Source organism: Acidimicrobiia bacterium, assembly GCA_029210695.1.
Classification (GTDB): domain Bacteria; phylum Actinomycetota; class Acidimicrobiia; order Spongiisociales; family JAHEDJ01; genus JAHEDJ01.
The window spans coordinates 44,231-64,212 of the sequence record JARGFH010000013.1 but is presented as its reverse complement, the minus strand read 5'-3'; the positions used below and the strand labels follow the sequence as shown (position 1 = coordinate 64,212).

Genomic DNA, 19,982 nt, shown 5'->3' with positions numbered 1-19,982 from the left:
GTCTGAGACTTCGCCATCGACTCAAGTTCACTGCGCTGCTCGGGCGACATCCGCAACGCTTCAGCAGTAGCAACCATTCCCCAACACTACACCGGTTCGCCATTTCAGCGACAGACCACTAGCTGCTTGTGACGCTTCGGCAACATCCGCAGAACCGCCACATGATCCTCGACAGTCACCACCCGAAGGTTGGGTTGACGCAACGCCACAATCGCCACCGCCCGAGCGTCATTCGGGTCGTTCTTCTGCGACCGGGTCGAGTCCAGTACCCGGACTCGGGCAGACAGGGTGGAGGGCACATCGACCACGTGCTCCCCAGCGGCAATCAGCTGTTGGGCCAGCAGATAGCCATGCCCGTTGGCGGACTCGATCGCCCACCGCCGAGCAGGGAACCGCTCTGCCCATCCCAGCAGCTCGTTGGTCTGGCTCCGAGTGGCACGCACCTCGATTTCAGCCACCGCTACCTCACCCGCATCCACAGCCGCAGCCGCATGCGATCCTTTGTGGGGGTCCACTCCAATAATCACCGACATCACACACCTCCTCGTGTCTCGGGGTCGGTGGACCTGACGGTGGGCACTCCCGATACGGATTGGGTGCTACGCCTGTTTCGAGCCACACCGCCAGCAAAGATCCCGGCAGGCAGGTCAGCTCGTTCGAAAGCCAACCCAACGGGTGGCAGGCACCTCGAGAGCCACACCCGCCGGGACCCCTGCAACGCTACGGAACAAACTCCCGCAACGTACCTACAGACCTATCAGGCACTTCGGCGCTCGGTCAGGGTTCGATCCGGTTGGCGGTTGTCACGCGGTCGATGCTGCGGTCGAAGGAGATGATGTCGGTTATTCCGGCGGCCTCGGCTGATGCGACGAGGTACGCCTCGGCGAAGTCGATCCGATGGGTCTCGTACACCTCGAGCGACCGTAGCAGCAGAGCGGGATCCATTGTCCGGATGGGAGGGAACGCGATCACGGAGCGCACCAACCGGGCTACCTCGTCGGTGGGTACCTCGTAGTAGGACTCGAGCACGTAGACGACCTCAGCAACGATGAGGTCGGGGAGGAGCAACTCGTCCGCTCCCGCTAGGAAGGCGGTGGCGCGTGCTGCCATCTCGGGAGGGTCGCCGGTCAGATGTCTAATCAGGACGTTGGTGTCGACGAAGGCCGTCACTGACGCGCCTCAGCGCGGGCCTGCCGGGTGCTGCGTCGCACCTCGTCCCAGGCCACTCCTCGTTTGGCAGTCGGTACGTCTACTGCGCCGGCGAGGTCCAGGAGGTTGGGGGTCTTCGCGAGCATGGCGCGGTGCTGTTCCACCCTGAATACGATCTGGTCGCCTTCGGTTATACCGAGCGCTTCCCGGACTTCTTTGGGGATGGTGATCTGGCCCTTCGATGTGACTTTGGCTGCGAGATCCACTCGGGTAGCTCCTTACTAATCAGGCGACGTAAGGATACCAGGCCTACATGACGAATACGAGAGACCGGGAATCGCCATTCGGTCGGAGTCCGATACCGCTCAAGTGTCAAGAGTCCGCGAAAAGTCCGCGGGAGAATGAATAACGCTGCAAAACGATGAAAGTCAATGAGCAGTCAAAGCCCAGGTCAGAAGGCAGAAAACGCCGAATCGCCAGGTCGCCGACACCCCCTGATCCCGTCTGGGGGTCAAGAGGTCGGGAGTTCAAACCTCCCCAGTCCGACCACCGGAAGTCCCTGTATTTGCAGGGGCTGCAGCCTTTCGGCGGGGGCGGCGGCCTCACCATCGCTGTTGGCCGCCATCACGGAAAGTGCCAACCCAATATCCGGGATCGACGACATACTCCCGGTTCGAGGAGTCGGTGATGATTCGATCGGCGTCGATATGCGTTGGCTCAAATGAGTCTCATCGGGGCAGAGATCTGACGGAGTGCAATCAGGGCCGCCTCGAGAATCACCGCCGCCGGGTAAGCCAGGACGAGCACCAGGGCCACCCCTTTCGCAGCCTGACGCCACTGTCGACGGAACCAGATCAACGGAAGCGCCAGGCCGGCGGCTGCAACACTGAGGCACGCCAAGTGGGAATCGAAGTGGTCGACGTGAACCCACAATGCCAAGGGCTCAGCCATCAAGACGGTGGCCACAGTCACGACCGCAGTGAACGCCGTGCGATGCTCGGCCAGCCGCCATCCAAATACCCCGGTTACCGGCCCTATGAGCAATCCGACGGTCGTCCACAATGCGAAGAAACCGATCCCGCCCAGAAAGGGAAGACCTGAAGAGCCCCGAGCGGCTACTCCAACCGCGAAGTAGGCGACATTGGCAGCCAGCAACGCGACCGCTCCCAGCATCGCCGCCTGCTTGCTGCTTCCTGCCGCTCGATAGGCAACGAATGCGGCAACCCCGATCCACGGTGTCGCCATTTGGGCGAGGGTCGACGCGACCGGCCAACCGTTTGCGATCCCGCAGAAGACTCCCAAGAGAATCCCCACTGCAACCGCCCGCGCATCGCCACACGTTACCTTGAGAGGTGATCTCGTGGAGGCTTGGATCTCCTCTGGAGAGCTCTGAGGGGCATACGTGAGTGTCAGCCTGCCAGACAGAGACGTCCTTCCCCGGAAGCCTGCGAGGAGCATTCCTGGGGTCAAACACGACTCGTCCCACTGCAGGAATCCGTCGTGCATTGCAGGGGGCGCAACTGCTGATCAGCATGACTTCAAGATAGAGAGCGGGCAGGATTTCTCGGGCCTGCCCGCTCTAGGACGGGTGAGCTCGGCCGAGCAGGGTTGGAGGCGAAACGATCCGGGCGTGCGCCGCCCGCGACCGACGCATGGTTGACTGGACTGATCGGAGATTCCACAGGAGGCAGAAACATGGACACGAGTGCACTGCTGATCGAGGCGTACCGGCGCATCCGGGAGTTGGTTGGAGTCGCGAGCGAGGGCCTTGATCCGACCGGCCTGATCTATAGGCCCGAGTCGGGCTCCAACTCAATTGCCTGGCTGGTGTGGCACTTGAGCCGTGTCCAGGACGATCACCTCTCCGAGATCGCCGGCACGGATCAGGTGTGGGCTGATCCGGGCTGGACCGAACGGACCGGCATCAACCGGGGGGTCACGGAGACGGGATACGGTGACGGCCCTGACGATGTGGCCGCGGTGGTTCCGATCTCGGTGGAGGCGCTTGTCGCCTATCACTCAGCCGTGATGGATCGCACTATGGAATACCTGGCAGGCGCCGACGAATCAGAACTCGATCGCATCATCGACCACTCCTACGATCCGCCCGTGTCGGTCGGTGTCCGCCTGGTCAGCGTCATCAGCGACAATCTCCAGCACGCCGGCCAGGCTCGCTACCTCAGAGGCATAATCGAACGCCTGCCCTGAATCGCGCATCCAGGGCAACGCCGATCGCAACGATCGTGCGGATTCGCGACTCAATGCGAATGTTGCGGGTTTCGAACCGGTAGCGTTGCGGCAATCGACAAGGATCCCGCCAGCATGACACCATCTTTGAAGATCGCCTTCATCGGATCCCATTCGGTCCGCAAGACCAATGCAGTGCACTCCTTCGCCGGCGCAGTCGGCCGCAGCGGGCGCAGCGTCGAGGTCGGTCGCGAAGTCATCAGATTCAATCCGCTCGGCCTCAATGAGGGTGCAACTCCCGAAGCGCAGCTGTGGGTGATCATGGCGCAGATCCAACAAGAACTCGAACTGCGTACACGAGCCGAGGTTCTGGTCACCGACCGGGCCGTGATCGACAACTTCGCCTACTTCCTGCGGGCGACGAGGGGAGAGGACCCATTCGAGGTCAAACCACTGGTGAGGAAGTGGTGCGAGACGTACGACCTGTTTGTCAGATTGAAGCCGGACGTTCCACTCAGGGTCGACGGGGTTCGGAGCACCAACGACAAGTTCCGTGATGAGATCGAAGTGATCCTCAACGCCATACTCCCGCAATACGTCCCCGACGACCGCCTGATGACCATCCGGGCATCCGAGGTAACGGAGGGTTTCGACTGGGCCGCTCTCGTCGAGCGCCTCGTCGGCGCGGCCGAGCCGGGTGAGCCCCTGGTCGCCCGGTCCGTGACTCTGCATCCCACCCTCTGGGACTAGGCGGCCGCACAGGATCAGTTCTGCGCGTCAGGCCGGAGTCGGAGGGAGGGCCCGCCGCAAATCCTGCTCGATCTCTTCTAGGCCGTCTGCATAGGCATCCAGCTCTTCCCGGAGAGCGCGTACTTCGGCGGCCGGCATCGTCTCGATCGGGCTGTCGGCTGCCCCGAGGGCAAGGCTGCCCATCTTGAGAGCGAGCGTTTCGATTCCCGTGATTCCGGCAGTGATACGCGCCGCGGTTTCCTTGCGGCGTTGCCGGACTCCCTCGATCTCGGCGGCCTGCTCGGCGAGCTCGGCAGCGAGAGGCGAGGATGGAGGAAGGTCGTGCAGCCGTCGGGCGAGCGACGGTTCATCGACCGAGGTGAGGAAGCCGTCGGCCCGCTGGGTCCACACCACCGAGTCGTACAGCCGGTGCAACACTTCGGTCACCCGAGCCTTCATGCCTGCGAAGTCCTGGCGGTCGGGCATGTCGGCGACGGCCGCTTCAAACCGGTCCCGGGCGCTGAGCGCGGCGACCATGGCCGGAAGGTGCTGATCATCGAGTGCGGAGAGGTCACGGTCGAATTCCGGGGCCAGCATGGCGCCAAGCAGTTTCGGGTCGCGTAGGTGCAGTACCACCGATGTGAGCCAGGCGGCCACCCCTGCGCCCACCAGCCAGGGTGCCCCGATCCCCAGTGCCAGACCGGCGACGGATACGGCGCACCCGGTGATCAGGCCCGTCGGTGAAGTCGTCGCCTTGAGCAACCGCCGACCGCGGCGAACCCGTGGATCCCAACGGAGGATGGCCCTTCTCACCATCAGAAGTTCGACACGACCTGTTCGAACACTTCCTCGATCGTGAGCGGGTCGGTCGCCTTGTAGAGCCGGGCGGAGGTGGCATCGGCGATTGCCTGCAGCTCGCCCAGGTTGGCATCGGCGCCGTAGGCCACGGGGAACACCCGCACCACGTCGCGCTCCGAAGACCCCAGATACTCGAGCAGGGGTTCGAGCTCACAGCCGGGTGGGTTGTCATCGCACCTCCCGTCCGTGAGCAGGATGACCGCGTTGATCTTGGTCTGATCGAATCCCTCTCGTACCGCCTGCACCGCAGCCCGGGTGCTGTCGTAGAGGCCGGTGCCACCGTCGGCGATCAAACCCTCGACCGACCCGCGAATCTGCGCCTCCGTTTGCGCAAGGGGAGCAGGCGGAACCATTTCCAGATAGTCACGGACTCCGTCGAGGTTTGTCGAGAAGATCCACAACCCAACTTCGTCTTCGGACTTGAACTGGTCGAGGCTGGCCGCCACCGCCTGTTTGACCAGGTCCAGCTTCGAGAAGCCCTCTCCGGCGAGGTCGCCCATCGAGCCGCTCACATCGATGACCATGATGACCCGGGCGGTCTTGCGATAGGTTTCCCACCCGTCGACCAGGGCGGCCAGTACCTCCGGCTCCGGGACCTGCAACTCGGTCTCGGGTTGTGACGGGTTGAGGCCGTTGGCCGGAGAGATCGGATCGGCGACTGCGACCGCAGGATTACCAGGGCGGAATCCGAACTCAAGGACCCGGGCCTGGATCTCCGGATCGTCGATGACGAACGATCGGAACGCCTCTGCAGCCTGACGGGAGATGTCATCCACCCAGGCGGCATCGAGTACGAAGGCCGGGTTGTCCGAGAAGACGGTGCCTTCCTTCGGATATATGGCCACCAGCGGAACGTTGGGCGGGGTGAGATCGTCGGCACCGGTGTCGGCGGGATCACCCCGGTTGTAGGCGATGATGCTGACCTCCTCCACCGCCGCCGCGGAGGCGTACGACAGCGGACGACCGGCCAGGTCCTCCTTCAACATGTTCTCGAGGAACGTGAGGGTGGTGTCGCCGTAGTGAACAGTGGCGGACTCGACGCCCCGTACGAATGCCCCCACCGATGTACTTCCAACATCGTCGAGCGTAAGTGCCGAAGTCTTCCCGGTCGCCGCGTAGTAGATGGCGATCGTCGCGGACAGACCTGAGGTAGAAAAGTTCGGATTGGTCTTGCCCAGCCGGAATGGTCCCCACTCAGGATGACCGAACGCGCCCCAGCCCTCCGGGCTCTGAGCCAGTTCCAGGATGTCGGACCAACCGATGTCGGCTTCAGGCCAACCCAGTGCTTCCGCCATCGGTTTGGGCATCGCCAGCACGAGGGGCGTGAGCATGATTCTCTGGTAGTCGTTGGCGATGGGTTGTTGACCTGCCAACTCCAGGCGGTAGTTGACCAATGCTCCCCAGGCGGCCGACGCCGGGCTCCACAACACGAGTGGGGGACTGGCCGAGCCATCGGTCGGCCACCCCTCTGCGAGCAACTTGGCTGCCCGGCCGGACGCCACACGGTGGATGGTGATGGCAACACACTGTCCATCGAAACTCGGTTCGGTGTTGTTGAAGGCTGCCGCCAGATCAGTCAGGAGCGTCACCTTCTCGGACGAAACGGCGGCCGGCACCTCGCGGCAACCCTCTGGTACCGAGAGAGTTTCACCATCGCCGGATGTGTCGGTCTCAGACCCTCCCACACATCCTGTTGCGAGCAAACACCACACGAGGACGACGCTCATACGTTTCATGGGTACTCCCTTTATTGGTCTCATCGTAGGGCCTTCCACGAATCGAGCAGGGCGGTCCTATCCGTCTCGTCCATGGCCGGGAGCGCCACTCCCGGTGTGCCGAGTCCGTCTGCCAAACCGCTGGTCTCCACTCGGGCAGGCCGGAGACCGAACGCGCCCAGCCGGGACTGCAGATCGTCACTGAGGAGGCCGGCAATCAAGTCGTCCGTGCCACGGCCGCCGCTAGTTCCGACCACATACTCCACCCAGGGAGCCGGGTCGGGATACGACACCACGAGTCGGCCACCGCGACCCGGGGCGTTGGCCAACTGGCCGCTGATCGCCACTTCGGTCGTAACGACCACATCGGCTCGAGCCGTGCCGAAGAGGAGCACATCCGCCATGAGGCCTGCGTCACCGTCCGCCTGGAGGCGGAGCGCCGCTTCGAGTCCCGGCGGCACGCCGGCGCCGGCAACGGCCCGCCAGGCTGTCAGGCCGGCCTCGGATAGGGTCGGATCTGCCAGCCCCAGCTTGAACCCACCCCAGCTCGGCAAGCCCCCGAGATCCTCCCACTCCTCGCCGAAAGCCGCCGAGAGGCAGGCGAGGTTGATCGCTCCGCCGCAGTGAGCACCCAAAACGCCGGCCCGGTCCTGCCACACTGCGATGGCAATAGGGGAGCGGGCCACGAGGTCACCGACCTCCAGACCGGAGAAGAGATCGGCGGCGGGAGCGATCACGACGGTTCCCCGGCCCGGATCGGTTCCAGACCGGTAGGTCCCGGCGGTCGTGCCGAGTTCAACGGCCAGCGCATCACAAGCCGGCCTGAGGGCCTCTGTGCAAGCGAGTACTGCATCGCCTGCTGCCGCTTGGACTGCGGACGATGACCCGCCCTCTCCCGGCGGTCTATCGATCAGATAACCCGCCAGCAAGACGAGCGCGCCGACCACGCCCGCAATGAGAGCTGATCGCCAGCGCTTCACAGGATCCAACCGCGCATACCCATAGAGGGGATGGTACCGGAGGTGAAAGACACCCCGGGGTCCGCGGAGCGCACAATCCACCAATGCGGCGAGTCACGATCGAGTCGCACGGCCATCAGCATCGGGAACGATCAACCGAGTCGCACGTGGACGGCCAAGACGGGCCGGCGGCTCCCGAGAGAGCGGCGTCTGGGGGGTTTTCCTCCGCAAACAGGGATTCTGCCAAGCGTTCGAAGTTTGCGGGCTTCCAGACCCTGCCATCGGTGGTTGCGATTCCGTTCGGCCAACGTATAGAGTTCACCCGCGTTGCGCGGGAACCGCTCGAGGTTGCGCGTTTCGTTCAAGTCAACAGTGGAGGAGAAAACCGGTGAGTAACTCATCGAATAGTCGCCTCTGGCGTTTGATCGCAATCCTCGCAATTTTTGCGATGATCGCGGCCGCCTGCGGAAGCGACACCACCGAGACCACCAGTGCCGGAACAACCGATACGACGGTTGATGGCACGGGGTCTACGGATACAACAGCCGCGACAACCCCGACCGAAACAACGACCCCGCCGACGGGCGAAGCGTTCACATATCGCCTCGGTATGACGTCTGACCTAACGACGACCAACTACTGGACGTACTACGGCGGCGGAGACTCTACGGTCTACAACGCCTACGTCCTCGGTCCTGCAAAGAACGGTTTGTTCGCGATCGACTTGCCGTCGCTGGCGGTCGTACCAGCCCTTGCAGAAGGACTGCCGGTCGAGCCGGTCGCCGAAGGCGATCTCTGGACGGTCACGCAACCCCTCCAGCAAGGTGTCATGTGGTCCGATGGCAACGAGTTCACAGCAGCCGATGTCGTCTTCACGTACGAAACCGCGCGTGACGCCGCATTGGGTGGCACGTGGCTGTCGGCCTACCCATATAGCGAGGAATCCTCGCCGCGTCTGACCGCGCTCGAGGCACTCGACGACTACACGATCAAGCTGACGTTCGACACGAAGCCCGGTCTCGGTACCTGGCCGCACAACGTCGGCGTCAACACTGTGATGTCGATGGCCTTCTGGAGCGATGTTGTTACCGAAGCACTCGGCACCGAGGATCCCGCCGCGGTGATCTACGGGGCAGACGGCTCCGGTGACCCATCCATCGGTGGTGTCATGTTCGACAGCTGGGAAGAGGGCGCCTTCGTCGTCAACGCAGCGAACCCGGACTACTCGTTCAAGGGTCAGCAGATCACCGTCTATGACGACGGAACGATCGAGATCGACGGCGAGAAGTTCTACGGAGAAGGTACCGGCAACATTGTGACGTCCTACTCGGACGGACCGTATGCGACACAGGTCACGTACTCGGTGTACACCGACCAGTCTGCCGCCATGCTGGCGCTGATCAACGGTGAAATCGACTACTGGATCAACCCGCTCGGCGTTTCGCCGGGTCTGCGTGGTCAGGGTCTCGAGGCCGGAAACCTGTCGGTCGCGGTCAACCCGACCAACGGTATGCGGTACCTCGCCTTCAACTTGCGGAAGTCTCCTGGTTCTTACAAGAGCTACCGTCAAGCCGTCGCCTACATGATCGACAAGGAATTCCTCACGCAGAACGTTCTGCAGGGTGTGGCGTTCCCGATGTACGTGATGGTTCCTGAGGGCAACACCCTGTGGTTCAACACGGAGGTCGCCGACGAGGTGACGGCCAAGTATGTGGGCCTTTCCTCCGAGGAGCGTCTCAACGCTGCGATGGAACTCCTGAAGGCCGACGGATTCTCGTGGGAGGTTGAGCCCACGTTCGATGCCGACCAAGGGGAGATCATCCCGGGTACGGGCCTCATCGATCCGGCCGGCGTGAAGGTTCCTGAGCAGGAAATCCTCGCACCCCCGGCAAGCTACGATCCGCTCCGCGCCACGGCTTCGCTGTGGATCGAGGGCTGGCTCGAGCAACTCGGTGTGCCTGCCAGGGCCAACCCCACCGACTTCAACACAATCGTGGCGAAGATCTGGCCGGGCGTTGGTGAGGAGATCACGTTCGACATGTACATCCTGGGCTGGAGCCTCGGGAACCCGGCCTTGCCGACGTTCCACGAGTCGTTCTGGCACAGCCGTTATCTCGCCGAGGACAACGACGGAAACAACTCGACCGGCTTCGTCAATGCCGAGTTCGATGCTGCTTCCGACGCCATCCTGGCGGCAGAAACTATCGAAGATGCGTACACGAAGATGTGGGAGGCTGAGGCAATCCTTGCCGACGAACTCCCGTATATCGTGCTCTTCGATACGCCGATCACGGAGTTCTTCAGCAGCGACCTGAAATACCCGTTCATCCAGACCCTTTCCGGTCTGCAGTTTGGGAATGGGTTCACCAGCATCGTTCAGAAGTAGTACCACTTCGTAGAACGCAGTTGGGAGGGGGCCACCGGGCCCCCTCCCAACACCAGTAATCTCCGGATCTCGCCCTTGGCATTTCATAGTTCGCGGGCCGGCCGGAAGGGAGCGACTCGACCGCGATGGTGAAATACATAGCCAAGCGTTTCGGCCAGATATTCATCCTGTTCTACGTGTTTCTGGCTCTGCTCTTTCTCCTGCTGGATCTTCAGCCGGGCGATATCAGCAACCAATTCATTGGCAACCCCAATATCCCGCCGGAAGCCAAAGAGATCATGATCCGGCAACTGGGGCTCGATCAGCCCAAGATCGTGCAACTCGGCCACCACCTCTGGAACTACTCGTTCGGCATGGACATGGGCGTCAGCTGGTCGAGTTATCCGCGGGAAGTCGCCGACATCCTCTTCACTGCGCTCCCTCGAACGGTCTTCTTGTTTCTGACCGCAACCGTGCTGTCGTTCTGGCTCGGTTTCTACACCGGCAAGCAAGTCGCATGGCGGCGCGGAACCGTGGTCGAGAAGTCCGTGATGGTCACGTCGATATTCTTCTGGACGGTCTTCTACCCGTGGTTTGCCATCTTGATGTTGTGGTTTTTCGCATCTCAGCTGGGGTGGTTCCCCATTGGGAAGTTCATAACGGTGGAGACGTGGATAGGCAGCCCATTCAGCGCCGACAGTGTGTTCTTGTTGATGCTCAGCTCGATCGCAGCCGTCACTCTCGTTTACGGGATCCTGAGACTGGTGATTGATCGGAGTACCGACGACCCGCGGTCGCGACGGAGCCTCCATCGGATTGCTCTGTGGTCGCTGATCGCCATGGCAGCCGTATTCTGGGCATTCAACAGTCGTCGGACCTATGCGATGGACATCGTCTGGCACACCGTTGTGCCGGTTCTGACGCTCACCCTCGTCAACTTCGCCGGCACAACGCTGCTCACGCGCAGTTCGATGCTGGAGACACTGCGAGAGGACTACATCCTCACCGCCCGGGCCAAAGGCGTTCCGGAACGGACGATCCGGGATCGACACGCAGCCCGCAACGCAATGCTTCCTGTGACGACGTCGTTGGTGCTTCAGCTTGCAGTCGTAATCGCAGGCGGCGTCATCACCGAGCAGATCTTCTCGTGGCCGGGTCTCGGGCGCGCCTTGCTGGGCGCGATCACGGCCGAGGACATTCCTGTGGCGATGGGAGCACTGGCGCTCATCGGAGTGCTGTCTCTCCTCGCCCACCTGGTTGCCGACATCGCCTACGCGTTTCTGGATCCGCGCATCCGGGTGCAGGGATAGGAGGGGACCATGGCAAACACTCTCACACCGCCGACCGGCGAACTCGAGAGCTTCGACCCCAAACGTGTGATCGAGGAGCCGCTGTGGCGCGTTCGGCTGCGCCTCGGTTGGAGATCATTCAGAAAGAACTGGGCGCTCTTCAACGACAACAAGATGGGCATCGTAGGGCTGGCCATCATCGCCCTCTTCGGTGTCATGGCGCTTGCCCATCCGATTCTGACGGCAACTGTCTGGGCGAATCACCTCGAAGGCGGGAAGAGCGTTTACGACATCCGGGCCGGCGCCGATTCGATCATCGTCACGAAGACGATCGTCGAGGAAGTGACCGACCCGTTGACTGAGATCAGCCAGATCGAAGCAATGTTCCTGGGAACAGGGGTGAGTATTCCCGAGATCGGAGACACTGTGGAATCGCCTCTGGCGAATCCTGCTCCGCCGGTGTTCTCCGGCGTGAAGCATCCACACATTCTCGGCACCGACCCGTTCGGCGGTGACGTCTTCTCCCAGTTGCTCTTTGGAGCACGAGCGGCATTCCTGCTTGGAGCCATCGCCGCGATTTCTTCGGTGGCACTTGCAACGCTCGTCGGGACGATCTCGGCGTATTTCGGCGGCGTGATCGACACGCTGTTGATGCGACTGGCCGACCTCGTCATTCTCATTCCGCTGCTCCCTCTCCTGATCGTGGTAAGTGGTTTCTGGAATGTCGAGTTGACCATGCTGGGAATCCTCATCGGGATCCTCTCGGGCCTCGGCGGGACGGCGATCATCCTCAAGTCGCAGGCGTTGAGCGTGAAGGTGAAACCGTTCATCGACGCCGCCCGGATCGCCGGGGGCGGCCACTGGCGCATCATCACCCGGCACATCATCCCAAATGTGTTGCCGTTGAGTTTCCTCTACATGATGTTTGCGGTCACGGGGGCAATCTTCACCGAGGCGGCGCTTTCGTTCCTCGGCCTGCTGAACATCCAGCAGTCGTGGGGCATCATGATCAATATCGCCTACACCCAGGGTTACACCCTCGCAGGGTTCGATGTGTGGTGGCTGATGTTCCCGGCAGGTCTCGCCATCACCTTGTTCTCGGCCGGGTTCTTCCTGGTCGGACGAGCAATGGACGAAGTCGTCAACCCCCGCCTCCGGAAGCGCTAAAGGAAGTTCATGGCACAGACCCTCGAAATCGAATCAAGAGGAGGCAAGGCGGGTACGCCGCTCCTCGAAGTCCAGAACCTCGTGATGCACTACGGCACCAAAGAGGGCGACGTCTCAGCGGTTGAAGACGTCACCTTCACTCTCAACAACGGCGAGGCGATTGGACTAGTTGGTGAGTCGGGTTGTGGCAAGACCTCGATCGCTCTGACCTTGCTTCGTCTCTTGCCGGACAACTCGGTCATCAAGTCCGGTGATGTTCGTCTGGACGGTGAGAGCCTCATCGGACTGGACGAGGAGCAGATGCGGCGGCGCCGTTGGCGCGACATCTCCATGGTGTTCCAGGGAGCGATGAACTCATGGAATCCCGTCTACCGCATAGGTGATCAGATCAGGGAAGCCCTGCGTCTGCACTGGCCGGAGACCCTGACCTACCTCGAAGAAACCGATCGCATTGCAGCTCTATTCGAGTTGGTCGGGCTCAACCCCGCCACTATGGAGCGCTATCCGCACGAGTTCTCGGGTGGGATGCGACAGCGGGCCGTCATCGCCATGGCCCTGTCGTGTAACCCGAAGGTGATCATCGCGGATGAGCCGACGACGGCCCTCGATGTGATCGTTCAGGATCAGATTCTGCGCGAGCTCAAGAAGATCCAAAAGGAACTCGGGATGAGCATCATCTACATCTCCCATGACATAGCAGTCATCGCTGAGGTGACCGAGCGCATGGGCGTCATGTATGCAGGAAAACTCGTCGAGTTGGGTTCTACCATCGAAGTGTTTCACCGGCCGAAGCATCCGTACTCCTATCTCCTCCTCAAGTCCACGCCGTCGATCACCGGGCCGCGCAGAAAGCTGGCGCCCCTCGAAGGGGAACCTCCCAACCTGATCGATCCGCCGAGCGGTTGCCGGTTCCACCCCAGGTGCCCGTTCGCGACCCAGCAGTGCATCGACGAAGACCCGCAGCTCACCACCGTCGCCGACGGGCACTCGGTCGCCTGCTGGCACTGGCAAGAGGTGCCCGAAATCGGAGGTCTGCAGAAGTGAGTGAGCCGATGAGCGACGTCACAACCCAAACGAGCCCCCTGGTGAAGGTCGAGAACCTCCGGAAGTTGTTCCCCGTTTCAAAGAGCATTTTCCGGGAAGCTCACGACTTCGTTCATGCAGTCGACGACATCAGCTTCGAGATCGCGCCCGGCGAATCGCTCGGGCTCGTCGGTGAGTCCGGTTGCGGCAAAAGCACCACGGGGCGGATGCTGACGAAGCTCACCGAGGCCACGTCGGGGCAGATCCTTCTCGACGACAAGGGCGAACTCATCGACATCGCCCACATTCAGCGCTCTGACATGCGACGCTTTCGTCGGCGAGTTCAAATGATCTTCCAGGATCCGTTCGAATCGCTGAATCCCCGCCGCACGGTGTACGACACGGTGGCGGAATCACTCACCGTCCAGCGCATCGGCCGCGTCCAGGAGCGAGAAGAGCGAGTCGCGGAGCTACTCCATCGGGTGGGGCTCACTCCGCCGGAGTCGTTCCTCTTCCGCTACCCGCACGAGTTGTCCGGCGGTCAGCGGCAGCGGGTCGCCATTGCCAGGGCGTTGGTGATCGATCCAACCTTCGTTGTGGCCGACGAGCCCACCTCGATGCTCGACGTGAGCATTCGTATCTCGATCATGGACTTGATGCTGAAGCTGGCAGACGAGTTCAACGTGTCGTACCTCTACATCACACACGACCTGGCGGTAGCCCGCTATATGTGCGACCGCATCGCGGTGATGTACCTGGGCAAGATCGTGGAGATCGCACCGACAGAGGAACTCCTTTCTAACCCGAAACATCCCTATACCCGGGCGCTGCTCTCGGCAGTCCCTGTGCCGGATCCTGCCTACAAAAGGGAGCGGGTGGACATCAAGGGTGGAATCTCGAAGGCCCTGAATCCGCCACCCGTGTGCCGGTTCATCGAACGCTGTCCGCGAGCGACCGATCAGTGCCGAACCAGCGATCATCCAGGGTTCGACGACCTCGGCAACGGCCACTTCGTCGCCTGCTACAACCTCTAGGAGCCGAACTGGACGACCGGGCCGACGGCCGGCACAGGAACCTGCTGACGATACCGAACGTGGTGTCGATCATCAGGCTGTTGATGATCCCGGTTTTCCTGTGGCTGCTCATCGGGCGAGACAACCCGGCTGCAGCCGGTTGGCTCCTCCTGGCGATCGGCTGGACCGATTGGATCGATGGCTATCTGGCCAGACGGCTGAGCCAGGTGAGCGAGCTAGGGAAGTTTCTCGATCCCCTCGCCGATCGGATCGCCGTAGCGACCGCCGTGATTGCAGGGTGGGCTACAGGGGTTCTACCTTCGTCGTTCGCGGCATTGCTGATTATCCGGGAATCCGTTATCGCGGTCGGTGCATTGGTGCTGGCCCTCCGGACCAGGACCAAACTCGAGGTCCGGTATCTCGGAAAACTGGCCACATTCCTTCTGTACGGTGCCATCCCTGCGTTCTACGTAGCAGCCGGAGATGTTCTACCCGGCCTATTCGAACCTCTGGCCTGGGGCGCCGGCATCGTCGGACTGATCCTGTACTACTGGGTGGGTGGTTTGTACGCAATCGATATTCGACGTGCGCTGGCTACATCCAGCCCGGGCTAAGCTCAGAACCGGTGATTTGACACAGGAGGAAGCGATCCGATGAACGTCCCCGGCGATCGGCGATATACGGAAGAGCATGAGTGGGCCGTCGCGAGAGCAGACGGCGTAGTTCGTCTTGGCATCACCGACTACGCGCAGGAAGCGCTCGGCGACATCGTATACGTCGAGTTACCACAGGTCGGTTCCGAATTCGCCAAGGGAGCGACACTCGCCGAGGTCGAGTCGACGAAGTCGGTCGCCGATGTCTATGCACCACTGGCTGGTGTCGTCACGGCCGTAAACGAGGCGCTCAACGATCAGCCGGAACTCGTCAACTCTGATCCATACGGCGATGGCTGGTTTGTCGAGCTGCGGCTCCAGGACCCTGCGGGCCTCGACGCCATGTTGGAGGCGACTGCCTACGGGGCGCTGATCGCGGACTGAGGTCATGGATAATCGGCCCGGTTGGGGCACAAGGACTCAGAACCCGAACCAAAACTAGGCCCGTCGGGCCCGGCTACCATTGCCCGTATGGAATGCCCGTCCTGCCAGCAAACCCTTGCCAACGACGCGACCATCTGTGACTCATGTGGGTTGGCGATTGAGCATGAACCGACGGTGGTGTTTGTTCCAGTGTCCGCAGAGACACACCCCGCGCTGAGCCCTACGGAGGCGTCAAAGGTTCCCGGCGTTCACGGTATCGGCCTCGTCATCGAGCGAGGTCCACGGGCCGGTCTCACGTTCTTGCTTCAACCCGGGGTCACGACCGTTGGGCGGCACCCGGAGAGTGATATTTTCCTCGACGACATAACCGTTTCGCGCCAGCACTGCCGGTTCGTGCTCGACAATCGAGGGCTCAGGCTCGAGGACTCAGGCTCGACGAACGGCACCTACGCGAACGAAGTGCGAGTAGACGACGCATGGCTGAAACCGGGTGACGAGGTCCTAATCGGCAAGTTCCATCTCCTTGTGGCTAAGGGTGATGTCTGATTCACCGGCCCTCACCATTGGTGAGGTCATCAACCTCGTCAAGGAGGAGTTCCCCGACGTTTCCGTTTCAAAGGTCCGGTTTCTCGAGGACCAGGGCCTGATACATCCGGGGCGGAGTCGATCCGGATACCGGCAGTTCCACGAGAGCGACCTGAAGCGCCTGCGCTATATCCTGCGCCTGCAGCGCGATCACTTCCTCCCACTCAAGGTGATCAAGTCGAAGCTCACTATGTGGGATCGGGGAGAGGAGCCGACGGTAGAGACGCCGGACGGTGCACCTCGCCCGACCAGGGATCTCGGTCAACCCGACGGTGAGTACAACGCCGAGGCGGTCCTGGCGCGGTCGGGACTCAACGACACGCAGATGCGAGCTCTGATCGAACATGGGCTGTTGCCCGGACGGGGACCGTATCACGATGGGCACGTTGCCATCAGTCTCGAGGCCGGCCGGCTCATCGGACTCGGCCTCGAAGCCCGGCACCTCCGAACCGTCATGCTGGCGGCAGAACGAACATCCGATTTGCTCATTACGCTGACAGAACCCCTCCGCCGTCACCGCTCGCCGGAAGCGCAGCGGCGTGCGCATGATGCATTGTCGACCGGTTCCGAATCGTTTGAGCACCTCTATGAGCTGTTCCTATCCGACGAGTTACGGGAAGCCCTCCCGCAGTGATACAGCGCCTCATAGTCCTCCTCACCACCCTCACCGTGGTCCTCACACCCGCGGCCCGCGCAGATGCCGGGCCCCTCTCCATTCCGACTCAGCCGCTGGAGGGGTTGGCCCCCCTTTCGCCGCCTGAGATCAGCTCGGAGACCTGGCTTCTGTGGGACGACACGTTCGACCGTGAACTGGGTGCGCTACTCCCGGACGAGGCGCGGGCCATGGCATCGACCACGAAAATGATGACGGCACTCGTTGCCCTCGAGAAGAGCGATCTGGACGATCGAGTCGTGATCAGCGAAGCCGCCACCGAGATCGGCGAGTCGGAGATCGACCTCGTGCCCGGTGAGGTGTGGAAGATGGAAGACCTGCTCAGGGCACTGCTCATGCGTTCTGCCAACGACGCCGCGATCGCCATCGCCGAATTCGTCGGGGGCACCGAGCGCGGATTCGTGCGAATGATGAACGAGACGGCGGACCGGCTTGGGCTGGAGAACACCCACTTCATGAATCCCCACGGTCTCGACGAGGAGGGTCACTACTCGTCTGCCCGTGATCTACTGACGATTGCGCTGACCGGGATGGAATACCCCACCTTCGCCGACATCGTCGGCACTCGATCCTCAACGTTTCCGAACGCGCCGGACGGCCAGGAGCGGGTGGCATCCACCACCAACGCACTTCTTGGAACATTCGAAGGCGCCATCGGCGTCAAGACCGGGTTCACAAACGAGGCCAAACTGACGATGGTGGCGGCGGCGGAACGAGACGGTCGGCGCCTCTATGCGGTGGTCATGGGTTCCAACGACCACTTCGCAGATGCCGCCGCTTTGCTCCGGTACGGCTACAGCGCCTTCGGCCTGCTGAATGTTGTTGCAGTTGGTCAGGTCGTCGCCTCGCAGCGCGGGCCGGGAGGTACCACCGACGCGATCGCCAACGCAGGACTCGAGTACTTCGCCAGTGCGGAAGACGCCGGAGAGGTTGACCTCGTGATTGAATACTCAGACGGTGGCGATCCGCTGGTCGTCGCGGAAGTGGGCATGGAAGAGATCGGTCGCGTCGGTCTCGAACTCACCGAACCGGACTCGCTGCCCGGCCTCGGTGAGGCGTTCTCTTGGGCGAGCGCGTATTGGGATTGGTTGTGGGGTAATGACTGAGCCGGTCGTCGAGGTCATCACCCAGTCCGCCATCGAGTCGCGCATACGTGAGCTGGGGAATCAGATCAGCGTCGACTTCGAGGGTCGTTTCCCGATCTTTGTGGCCGTGCTGCACGGTGCACTTCCGTTCCTGGCGGATCTGGTCCGTGCAATCCCTGCCGATCTCGACGTTGATTTTCTCGCCCTGAGCCGGTTCGGTGAAGGCGGGCGGGTACGAATCGCGATGGACACCCTGACGTCTTTGGAAGGGCGCCATGTGGTCATCGTCGAGGACATCGTTGATACCGGGCTCACATTGAACGTGCTTCGTCGGATGATCGAAATGCGCGACGTGGCGAGCCTCTCGACCGCCACATTGATCGACAAGGCCTCGCGTCGCCTCGTAGAGACTCCGCTCGAGTACCGGGGGTTCGAGGTCGGGGACGAGTTTCTCCTTGGTTATGGAATGGACTGGGACGGTCGGTTCCGCAACCTCGCATCGATCTGGGCCGTGCTCGATCTCCCCGCCTTCTCGGAAGACCCGGACGTTTTGAGCCGCATGGCGTTGGCCGATCCCGGTGATAGTCTGAGCGCATGAGCAACGGAGTTCCGATGGACCTGGTCGGCGTTCGGATCGAATTGCCGTCCAATCAGCCGATTGTGCTCCTGCGCGAACGAGGAGGAACCCGGTACCTCCCGATCTGGATCGGAGCGATCGAGGCAACGGCGATCGCTTATGCGCTCGAGGGAGTCGAGCACCAGCGCCCGCTCACCCACGATCTCTTCCGGGACAGCGTCATCGCGCTTGGAAGTGCAGTTGACCGCGTAGTGGTTACGGAACTTCGGGACAACGTCTTCTTCGCCGATCTCGTCTTCCGGACGGAGACGGATGAGATCCACGTGTCTGCCCGCCCGTCCGACGCCATCGCGCTTGCCGCTCGGACCGAGGCGCCGCTCTTCGCCGACGCACAGGTGCTCGAGGATGCCGGCATTGAGATTGAGGAGGAATCCGAGGAGGACGAGATAGAGGCCTTTAGGGAGTTCCTCGACGACGTATCTCCAACGGATTTCGGAGCCCCGCCCACCCCGTGAGTGCCGTCGCCCGAGTCAGGATCGGCGCCGCCTTCCTCGCCCTGATCGTCTTCAGCGGGACGATCGCTTACGTCATCATCGAAGACGTAACAGTGTTCGACTCCTTTTACATGGTCGTCGTCACCATCACGACGGTTGGTTTCGCAGAGGTGATCGACCTCTCGAGAATTGGTCGGGCCGTCACCATCCTTCTCATGATCGTCGGGGTTGGGACGGCGGTCTACACTTTCGGCGCAGCCCTGGAAATGGCGCTCGAGAACCTGGGTGGACGAGGGACGGCACGGATGAGCAGACAGATCGACAATCTCACCGACCACTACATCGTGTGCGGATTCGGCAAGGTCGGTGCCGCTACCTGGGAGCACATTCACCGTCGGACCGAGAAGGTGGTGGTGATCGAAACGAACCCCACCCTGGCGGAAGCGGCCAGATCCGCAGGGGCGCTGGTCGTTGAAGGAGACGCCACTCACAACGATGTATTGGAGAGTGCCGGCATCAAACGCGCCCACTCGTTGATTGCCTGCGTCAGGGACGACTCAGACAATCTGGTCATCGTGCTGTCGGCGAAATCCATTCAACCCGATCTGCTGGTGATCTCGAGAGCCACCGAACCTGAATCGATTGGGAAGCTGCGCCTGGCGGGGGCCGACCGGATCGTCTCTCCGCAAACGGTGGGAGCCAGGCGCATTGCTGCGATGGCACTCGACCCCAACCTGGCCCGATTCGTTGATCTGGTTGTTGAAGGGGACCTGGTGGAACTCCGGATCGAACAACTGGCAGTACCCGAAGGAAGCCCTCTCGCAGGAGCCACACTGCGAACGTCACGTATCAGGGAGTTGTCCGGCGCCACGATTCTCGCCATCGAGGCAGACCAGGAAGGCATTCAACTCAACCCGAATCCCGACCGCTCTTTCGCGCCCGGCGACTTGCTGGTAGCGATCGGAACGCGGGAGCACATCGATGCCCTGATTCACATGCTGGCCGTCCAGTCTTCCGATGATCGTTGACGGCGCGCGCTCGCACGAGTAGGTTGAGTGACCCTGGGGTAATTACGGG

The 19,982-nt window shown here is 62.0% G+C and carries 22 protein-coding genes; 15 read left to right on the top strand and 7 right to left on the bottom strand.

The window, feature by feature from the left end:
* Positions 1-104: 104 nt before the first annotated feature.
* The 4 genes from P1T08_06375 to P1T08_06360 all read right to left on the bottom strand — a co-directional run bounded on the left by P1T08_06375 (position 105) and on the right by P1T08_06360 (position 2,607).
* Positions 105-533: a transposase gene (locus P1T08_06375; GenBank protein MDF1595706.1), complete on the bottom strand. Its 429-nt coding sequence runs from the start codon at positions 531-533 to the stop codon at positions 105-107.
* A 244-nt stretch (positions 534-777) separates the two neighbouring features.
* The gene (locus P1T08_06370; GenBank protein MDF1595705.1) at positions 778-1,170 is read right to left on the bottom strand and encodes a PIN domain-containing protein; all 393 of its coding nucleotides are present in this window, start codon (positions 1,168-1,170) and stop codon (positions 778-780) included.
* Positions 1,167-1,415: an AbrB/MazE/SpoVT family DNA-binding domain-containing protein gene (locus tag P1T08_06365; protein ID MDF1595704.1), complete on the bottom strand. Its 249-nt coding sequence runs from the start codon at positions 1,413-1,415 to the stop codon at positions 1,167-1,169. Before P1T08_06365 ends, P1T08_06370 begins: the two co-directional genes overlap by 4 nt.
* A gap of 451 nt (positions 1,416-1,866) precedes the next feature.
* Entirely contained in the window at positions 1,867-2,607 is a 741-nt protein-coding gene (locus tag P1T08_06360) for a DUF6518 family protein (protein MDF1595703.1), read from the bottom strand.
* A 237-nt stretch (positions 2,608-2,844) separates the two neighbouring features.
* Here P1T08_06360 and P1T08_06355 point away from each other — a divergent pair, with 237 nt between their 5' ends.
* Complete coding sequence (locus P1T08_06355) at positions 2,845-3,357, top strand: DUF664 domain-containing protein (protein MDF1595702.1); 513 nt, start codon at positions 2,845-2,847, stop codon at positions 3,355-3,357.
* 114 nt (positions 3,358-3,471) lie between these two features.
* Positions 3,472-4,086 (top strand): AAA family ATPase, encoded by a 615-nt coding sequence (locus P1T08_06350; protein ID MDF1595701.1) that lies wholly within the window; start codon positions 3,472-3,474, stop codon positions 4,084-4,086.
* Positions 4,087-4,113: 27 nt separating this feature from the next.
* On the opposite strand, the gene P1T08_06345 is transcribed toward P1T08_06350, so the two are convergent.
* From P1T08_06345 to P1T08_06335, 3 genes are read right to left on the bottom strand one after another with little or no spacing between them, the layout of a single operon-like run.
* Entirely contained in the window at positions 4,114-4,881 is a 768-nt protein-coding gene (locus tag P1T08_06345; GenBank protein MDF1595700.1) for a hypothetical protein, read from the bottom strand.
* Positions 4,881-6,659 carry a substrate-binding domain-containing protein gene (locus tag P1T08_06340; GenBank protein ID MDF1595699.1) on the bottom strand — a complete coding sequence of 593 codons (1,779 nt, stop codon included), beginning with the start codon at positions 6,657-6,659 and terminating at the stop codon, positions 4,881-4,883. Before P1T08_06340 ends, P1T08_06345 begins: the two co-directional genes overlap by 1 nt.
* Positions 6,660-6,679: 20 nt before the next feature.
* Entirely contained in the window at positions 6,680-7,618 is a 939-nt protein-coding gene (locus P1T08_06335) for a substrate-binding domain-containing protein (GenBank protein MDF1595698.1), read from the bottom strand.
* Positions 7,619-7,985: 367 nt separating this feature from the next.
* Between P1T08_06335 and P1T08_06330 the strand changes: the two genes are divergently transcribed.
* The 13 genes from P1T08_06330 (at position 7,986) to P1T08_06270 (ending at position 19,933) form a co-directional block, all read left to right on the top strand.
* Positions 7,986-9,983 carry an ABC transporter substrate-binding protein gene (locus tag P1T08_06330; GenBank protein ID MDF1595697.1) on the top strand — a complete coding sequence of 666 codons (1,998 nt, stop codon included), beginning with the start codon at positions 7,986-7,988 and terminating at the stop codon, positions 9,981-9,983.
* A gap of 125 nt (positions 9,984-10,108) precedes the next feature.
* Positions 10,109-11,272, top strand: coding sequence for an ABC transporter permease (locus P1T08_06325; GenBank protein ID MDF1595696.1), 1,164 nt, complete (start codon positions 10,109-10,111; stop codon positions 11,270-11,272).
* Positions 11,273-11,281: 9 nt separating this feature from the next.
* Complete coding sequence (locus P1T08_06320) at positions 11,282-12,418, top strand: ABC transporter permease subunit (protein MDF1595695.1); 1,137 nt, start codon at positions 11,282-11,284, stop codon at positions 12,416-12,418.
* 9 nt (positions 12,419-12,427) lie between these two features.
* Complete coding sequence (locus tag P1T08_06315) at positions 12,428-13,462, top strand: ABC transporter ATP-binding protein (protein MDF1595694.1); 1,035 nt, start codon at positions 12,428-12,430, stop codon at positions 13,460-13,462.
* 8 nt (positions 13,463-13,470) lie between these two features.
* A complete protein-coding gene (locus P1T08_06310; GenBank protein ID MDF1595693.1) occupies positions 13,471-14,475 on the top strand; it encodes an ABC transporter ATP-binding protein in 1,005 nt (334 codons plus the stop codon).
* Positions 14,476-14,534: 59 nt separating this feature from the next.
* Positions 14,535-15,068 (top strand): CDP-alcohol phosphatidyltransferase family protein, encoded by a 534-nt coding sequence (locus P1T08_06305; protein MDF1595692.1) that lies wholly within the window; start codon positions 14,535-14,537, stop codon positions 15,066-15,068.
* A 39-nt stretch (positions 15,069-15,107) separates the two neighbouring features.
* Entirely contained in the window at positions 15,108-15,491 is a 384-nt protein-coding gene (gene gcvH, locus P1T08_06300) for a glycine cleavage system protein GcvH (GenBank protein ID MDF1595691.1), read from the top strand.
* Positions 15,492-15,578: 87 nt separating this feature from the next.
* Complete coding sequence (locus P1T08_06295; protein ID MDF1595690.1) at positions 15,579-16,037, top strand: FHA domain-containing protein; 459 nt, start codon at positions 15,579-15,581, stop codon at positions 16,035-16,037.
* Positions 16,030-16,710, top strand: coding sequence for a MerR family transcriptional regulator (locus P1T08_06290; protein MDF1595689.1), 681 nt, complete (start codon positions 16,030-16,032; stop codon positions 16,708-16,710). The genes P1T08_06295 and P1T08_06290 overlap by 8 nt, the downstream gene beginning before the upstream one ends.
* Positions 16,707-17,855, top strand: coding sequence for a D-alanyl-D-alanine carboxypeptidase (locus P1T08_06285; GenBank protein ID MDF1595688.1), 1,149 nt, complete (start codon positions 16,707-16,709; stop codon positions 17,853-17,855). Before P1T08_06290 ends, P1T08_06285 begins: the two co-directional genes overlap by 4 nt.
* Positions 17,848-18,432 (top strand): hypoxanthine phosphoribosyltransferase, encoded by a 585-nt coding sequence (gene hpt / locus P1T08_06280; GenBank protein MDF1595687.1) that lies wholly within the window; start codon positions 17,848-17,850, stop codon positions 18,430-18,432. The genes P1T08_06285 and hpt overlap by 8 nt, the downstream gene beginning before the upstream one ends.
* Positions 18,429-18,926 (top strand): bifunctional nuclease family protein, encoded by a 498-nt coding sequence (locus P1T08_06275; GenBank protein ID MDF1595686.1) that lies wholly within the window; start codon positions 18,429-18,431, stop codon positions 18,924-18,926. The genes hpt and P1T08_06275 overlap by 4 nt, the downstream gene beginning before the upstream one ends.
* Positions 18,923-19,933, top strand: a complete 1,011-nt coding sequence (locus tag P1T08_06270) for a potassium channel protein (protein MDF1595685.1) — start codon at positions 18,923-18,925, stop codon at positions 19,931-19,933. The genes P1T08_06275 and P1T08_06270 overlap by 4 nt, the downstream gene beginning before the upstream one ends.
* The last annotated feature ends 49 nt before the right edge of the window (positions 19,934-19,982 follow it).

Bases quoted from the DNA above. Each gene is read 5' to 3' on its own strand.
- P1T08_06375 (MDF1595706.1), bottom strand. From the start codon at position 533: ATGTCGGTGATTATTGGAGTGGACCCCCACAAAGGATCGCATGCGGCT.
- P1T08_06360 (MDF1595703.1), bottom strand. From the start codon at position 2,607: ATGCTCCTCGCAGGCTTCCGGGGAAGGACGTCTCTGTCTGGCAGGCTG.
- P1T08_06355 (MDF1595702.1), top strand. From the start codon at position 2,845: ATGGACACGAGTGCACTGCTGATCGAGGCGTACCGGCGCATCCGGGAG.
- P1T08_06350 (MDF1595701.1), top strand. From the start codon at position 3,472: ATGACACCATCTTTGAAGATCGCCTTCATCGGATCCCATTCGGTCCGC.
- P1T08_06345 (MDF1595700.1), bottom strand. From the start codon at position 4,881: ATGGTGAGAAGGGCCATCCTCCGTTGGGATCCACGGGTTCGCCGCGGT.
- P1T08_06340 (MDF1595699.1), bottom strand. From the start codon at position 6,659: ATGAAACGTATGAGCGTCGTCCTCGTGTGGTGTTTGCTCGCAACAGGA.
- P1T08_06325 (MDF1595696.1), top strand. From the start codon at position 10,109: ATGGTGAAATACATAGCCAAGCGTTTCGGCCAGATATTCATCCTGTTC.
- P1T08_06320 (MDF1595695.1), top strand. From the start codon at position 11,282: ATGGCAAACACTCTCACACCGCCGACCGGCGAACTCGAGAGCTTCGAC.
- P1T08_06315 (MDF1595694.1), top strand. From the start codon at position 12,428: ATGGCACAGACCCTCGAAATCGAATCAAGAGGAGGCAAGGCGGGTACG.
- P1T08_06310 (MDF1595693.1), top strand. From the start codon at position 13,471: ATGAGCGACGTCACAACCCAAACGAGCCCCCTGGTGAAGGTCGAGAAC.
- gcvH (MDF1595691.1), top strand. From the start codon at position 15,108: ATGAACGTCCCCGGCGATCGGCGATATACGGAAGAGCATGAGTGGGCC.
- P1T08_06295 (MDF1595690.1), top strand. From the start codon at position 15,579: ATGGAATGCCCGTCCTGCCAGCAAACCCTTGCCAACGACGCGACCATC.
- P1T08_06290 (MDF1595689.1), top strand. From the start codon at position 16,030: ATGTCTGATTCACCGGCCCTCACCATTGGTGAGGTCATCAACCTCGTC.
- hpt (MDF1595687.1), top strand. From the start codon at position 17,848: ATGACTGAGCCGGTCGTCGAGGTCATCACCCAGTCCGCCATCGAGTCG.
- P1T08_06275 (MDF1595686.1), top strand. From the start codon at position 18,429: ATGAGCAACGGAGTTCCGATGGACCTGGTCGGCGTTCGGATCGAATTG.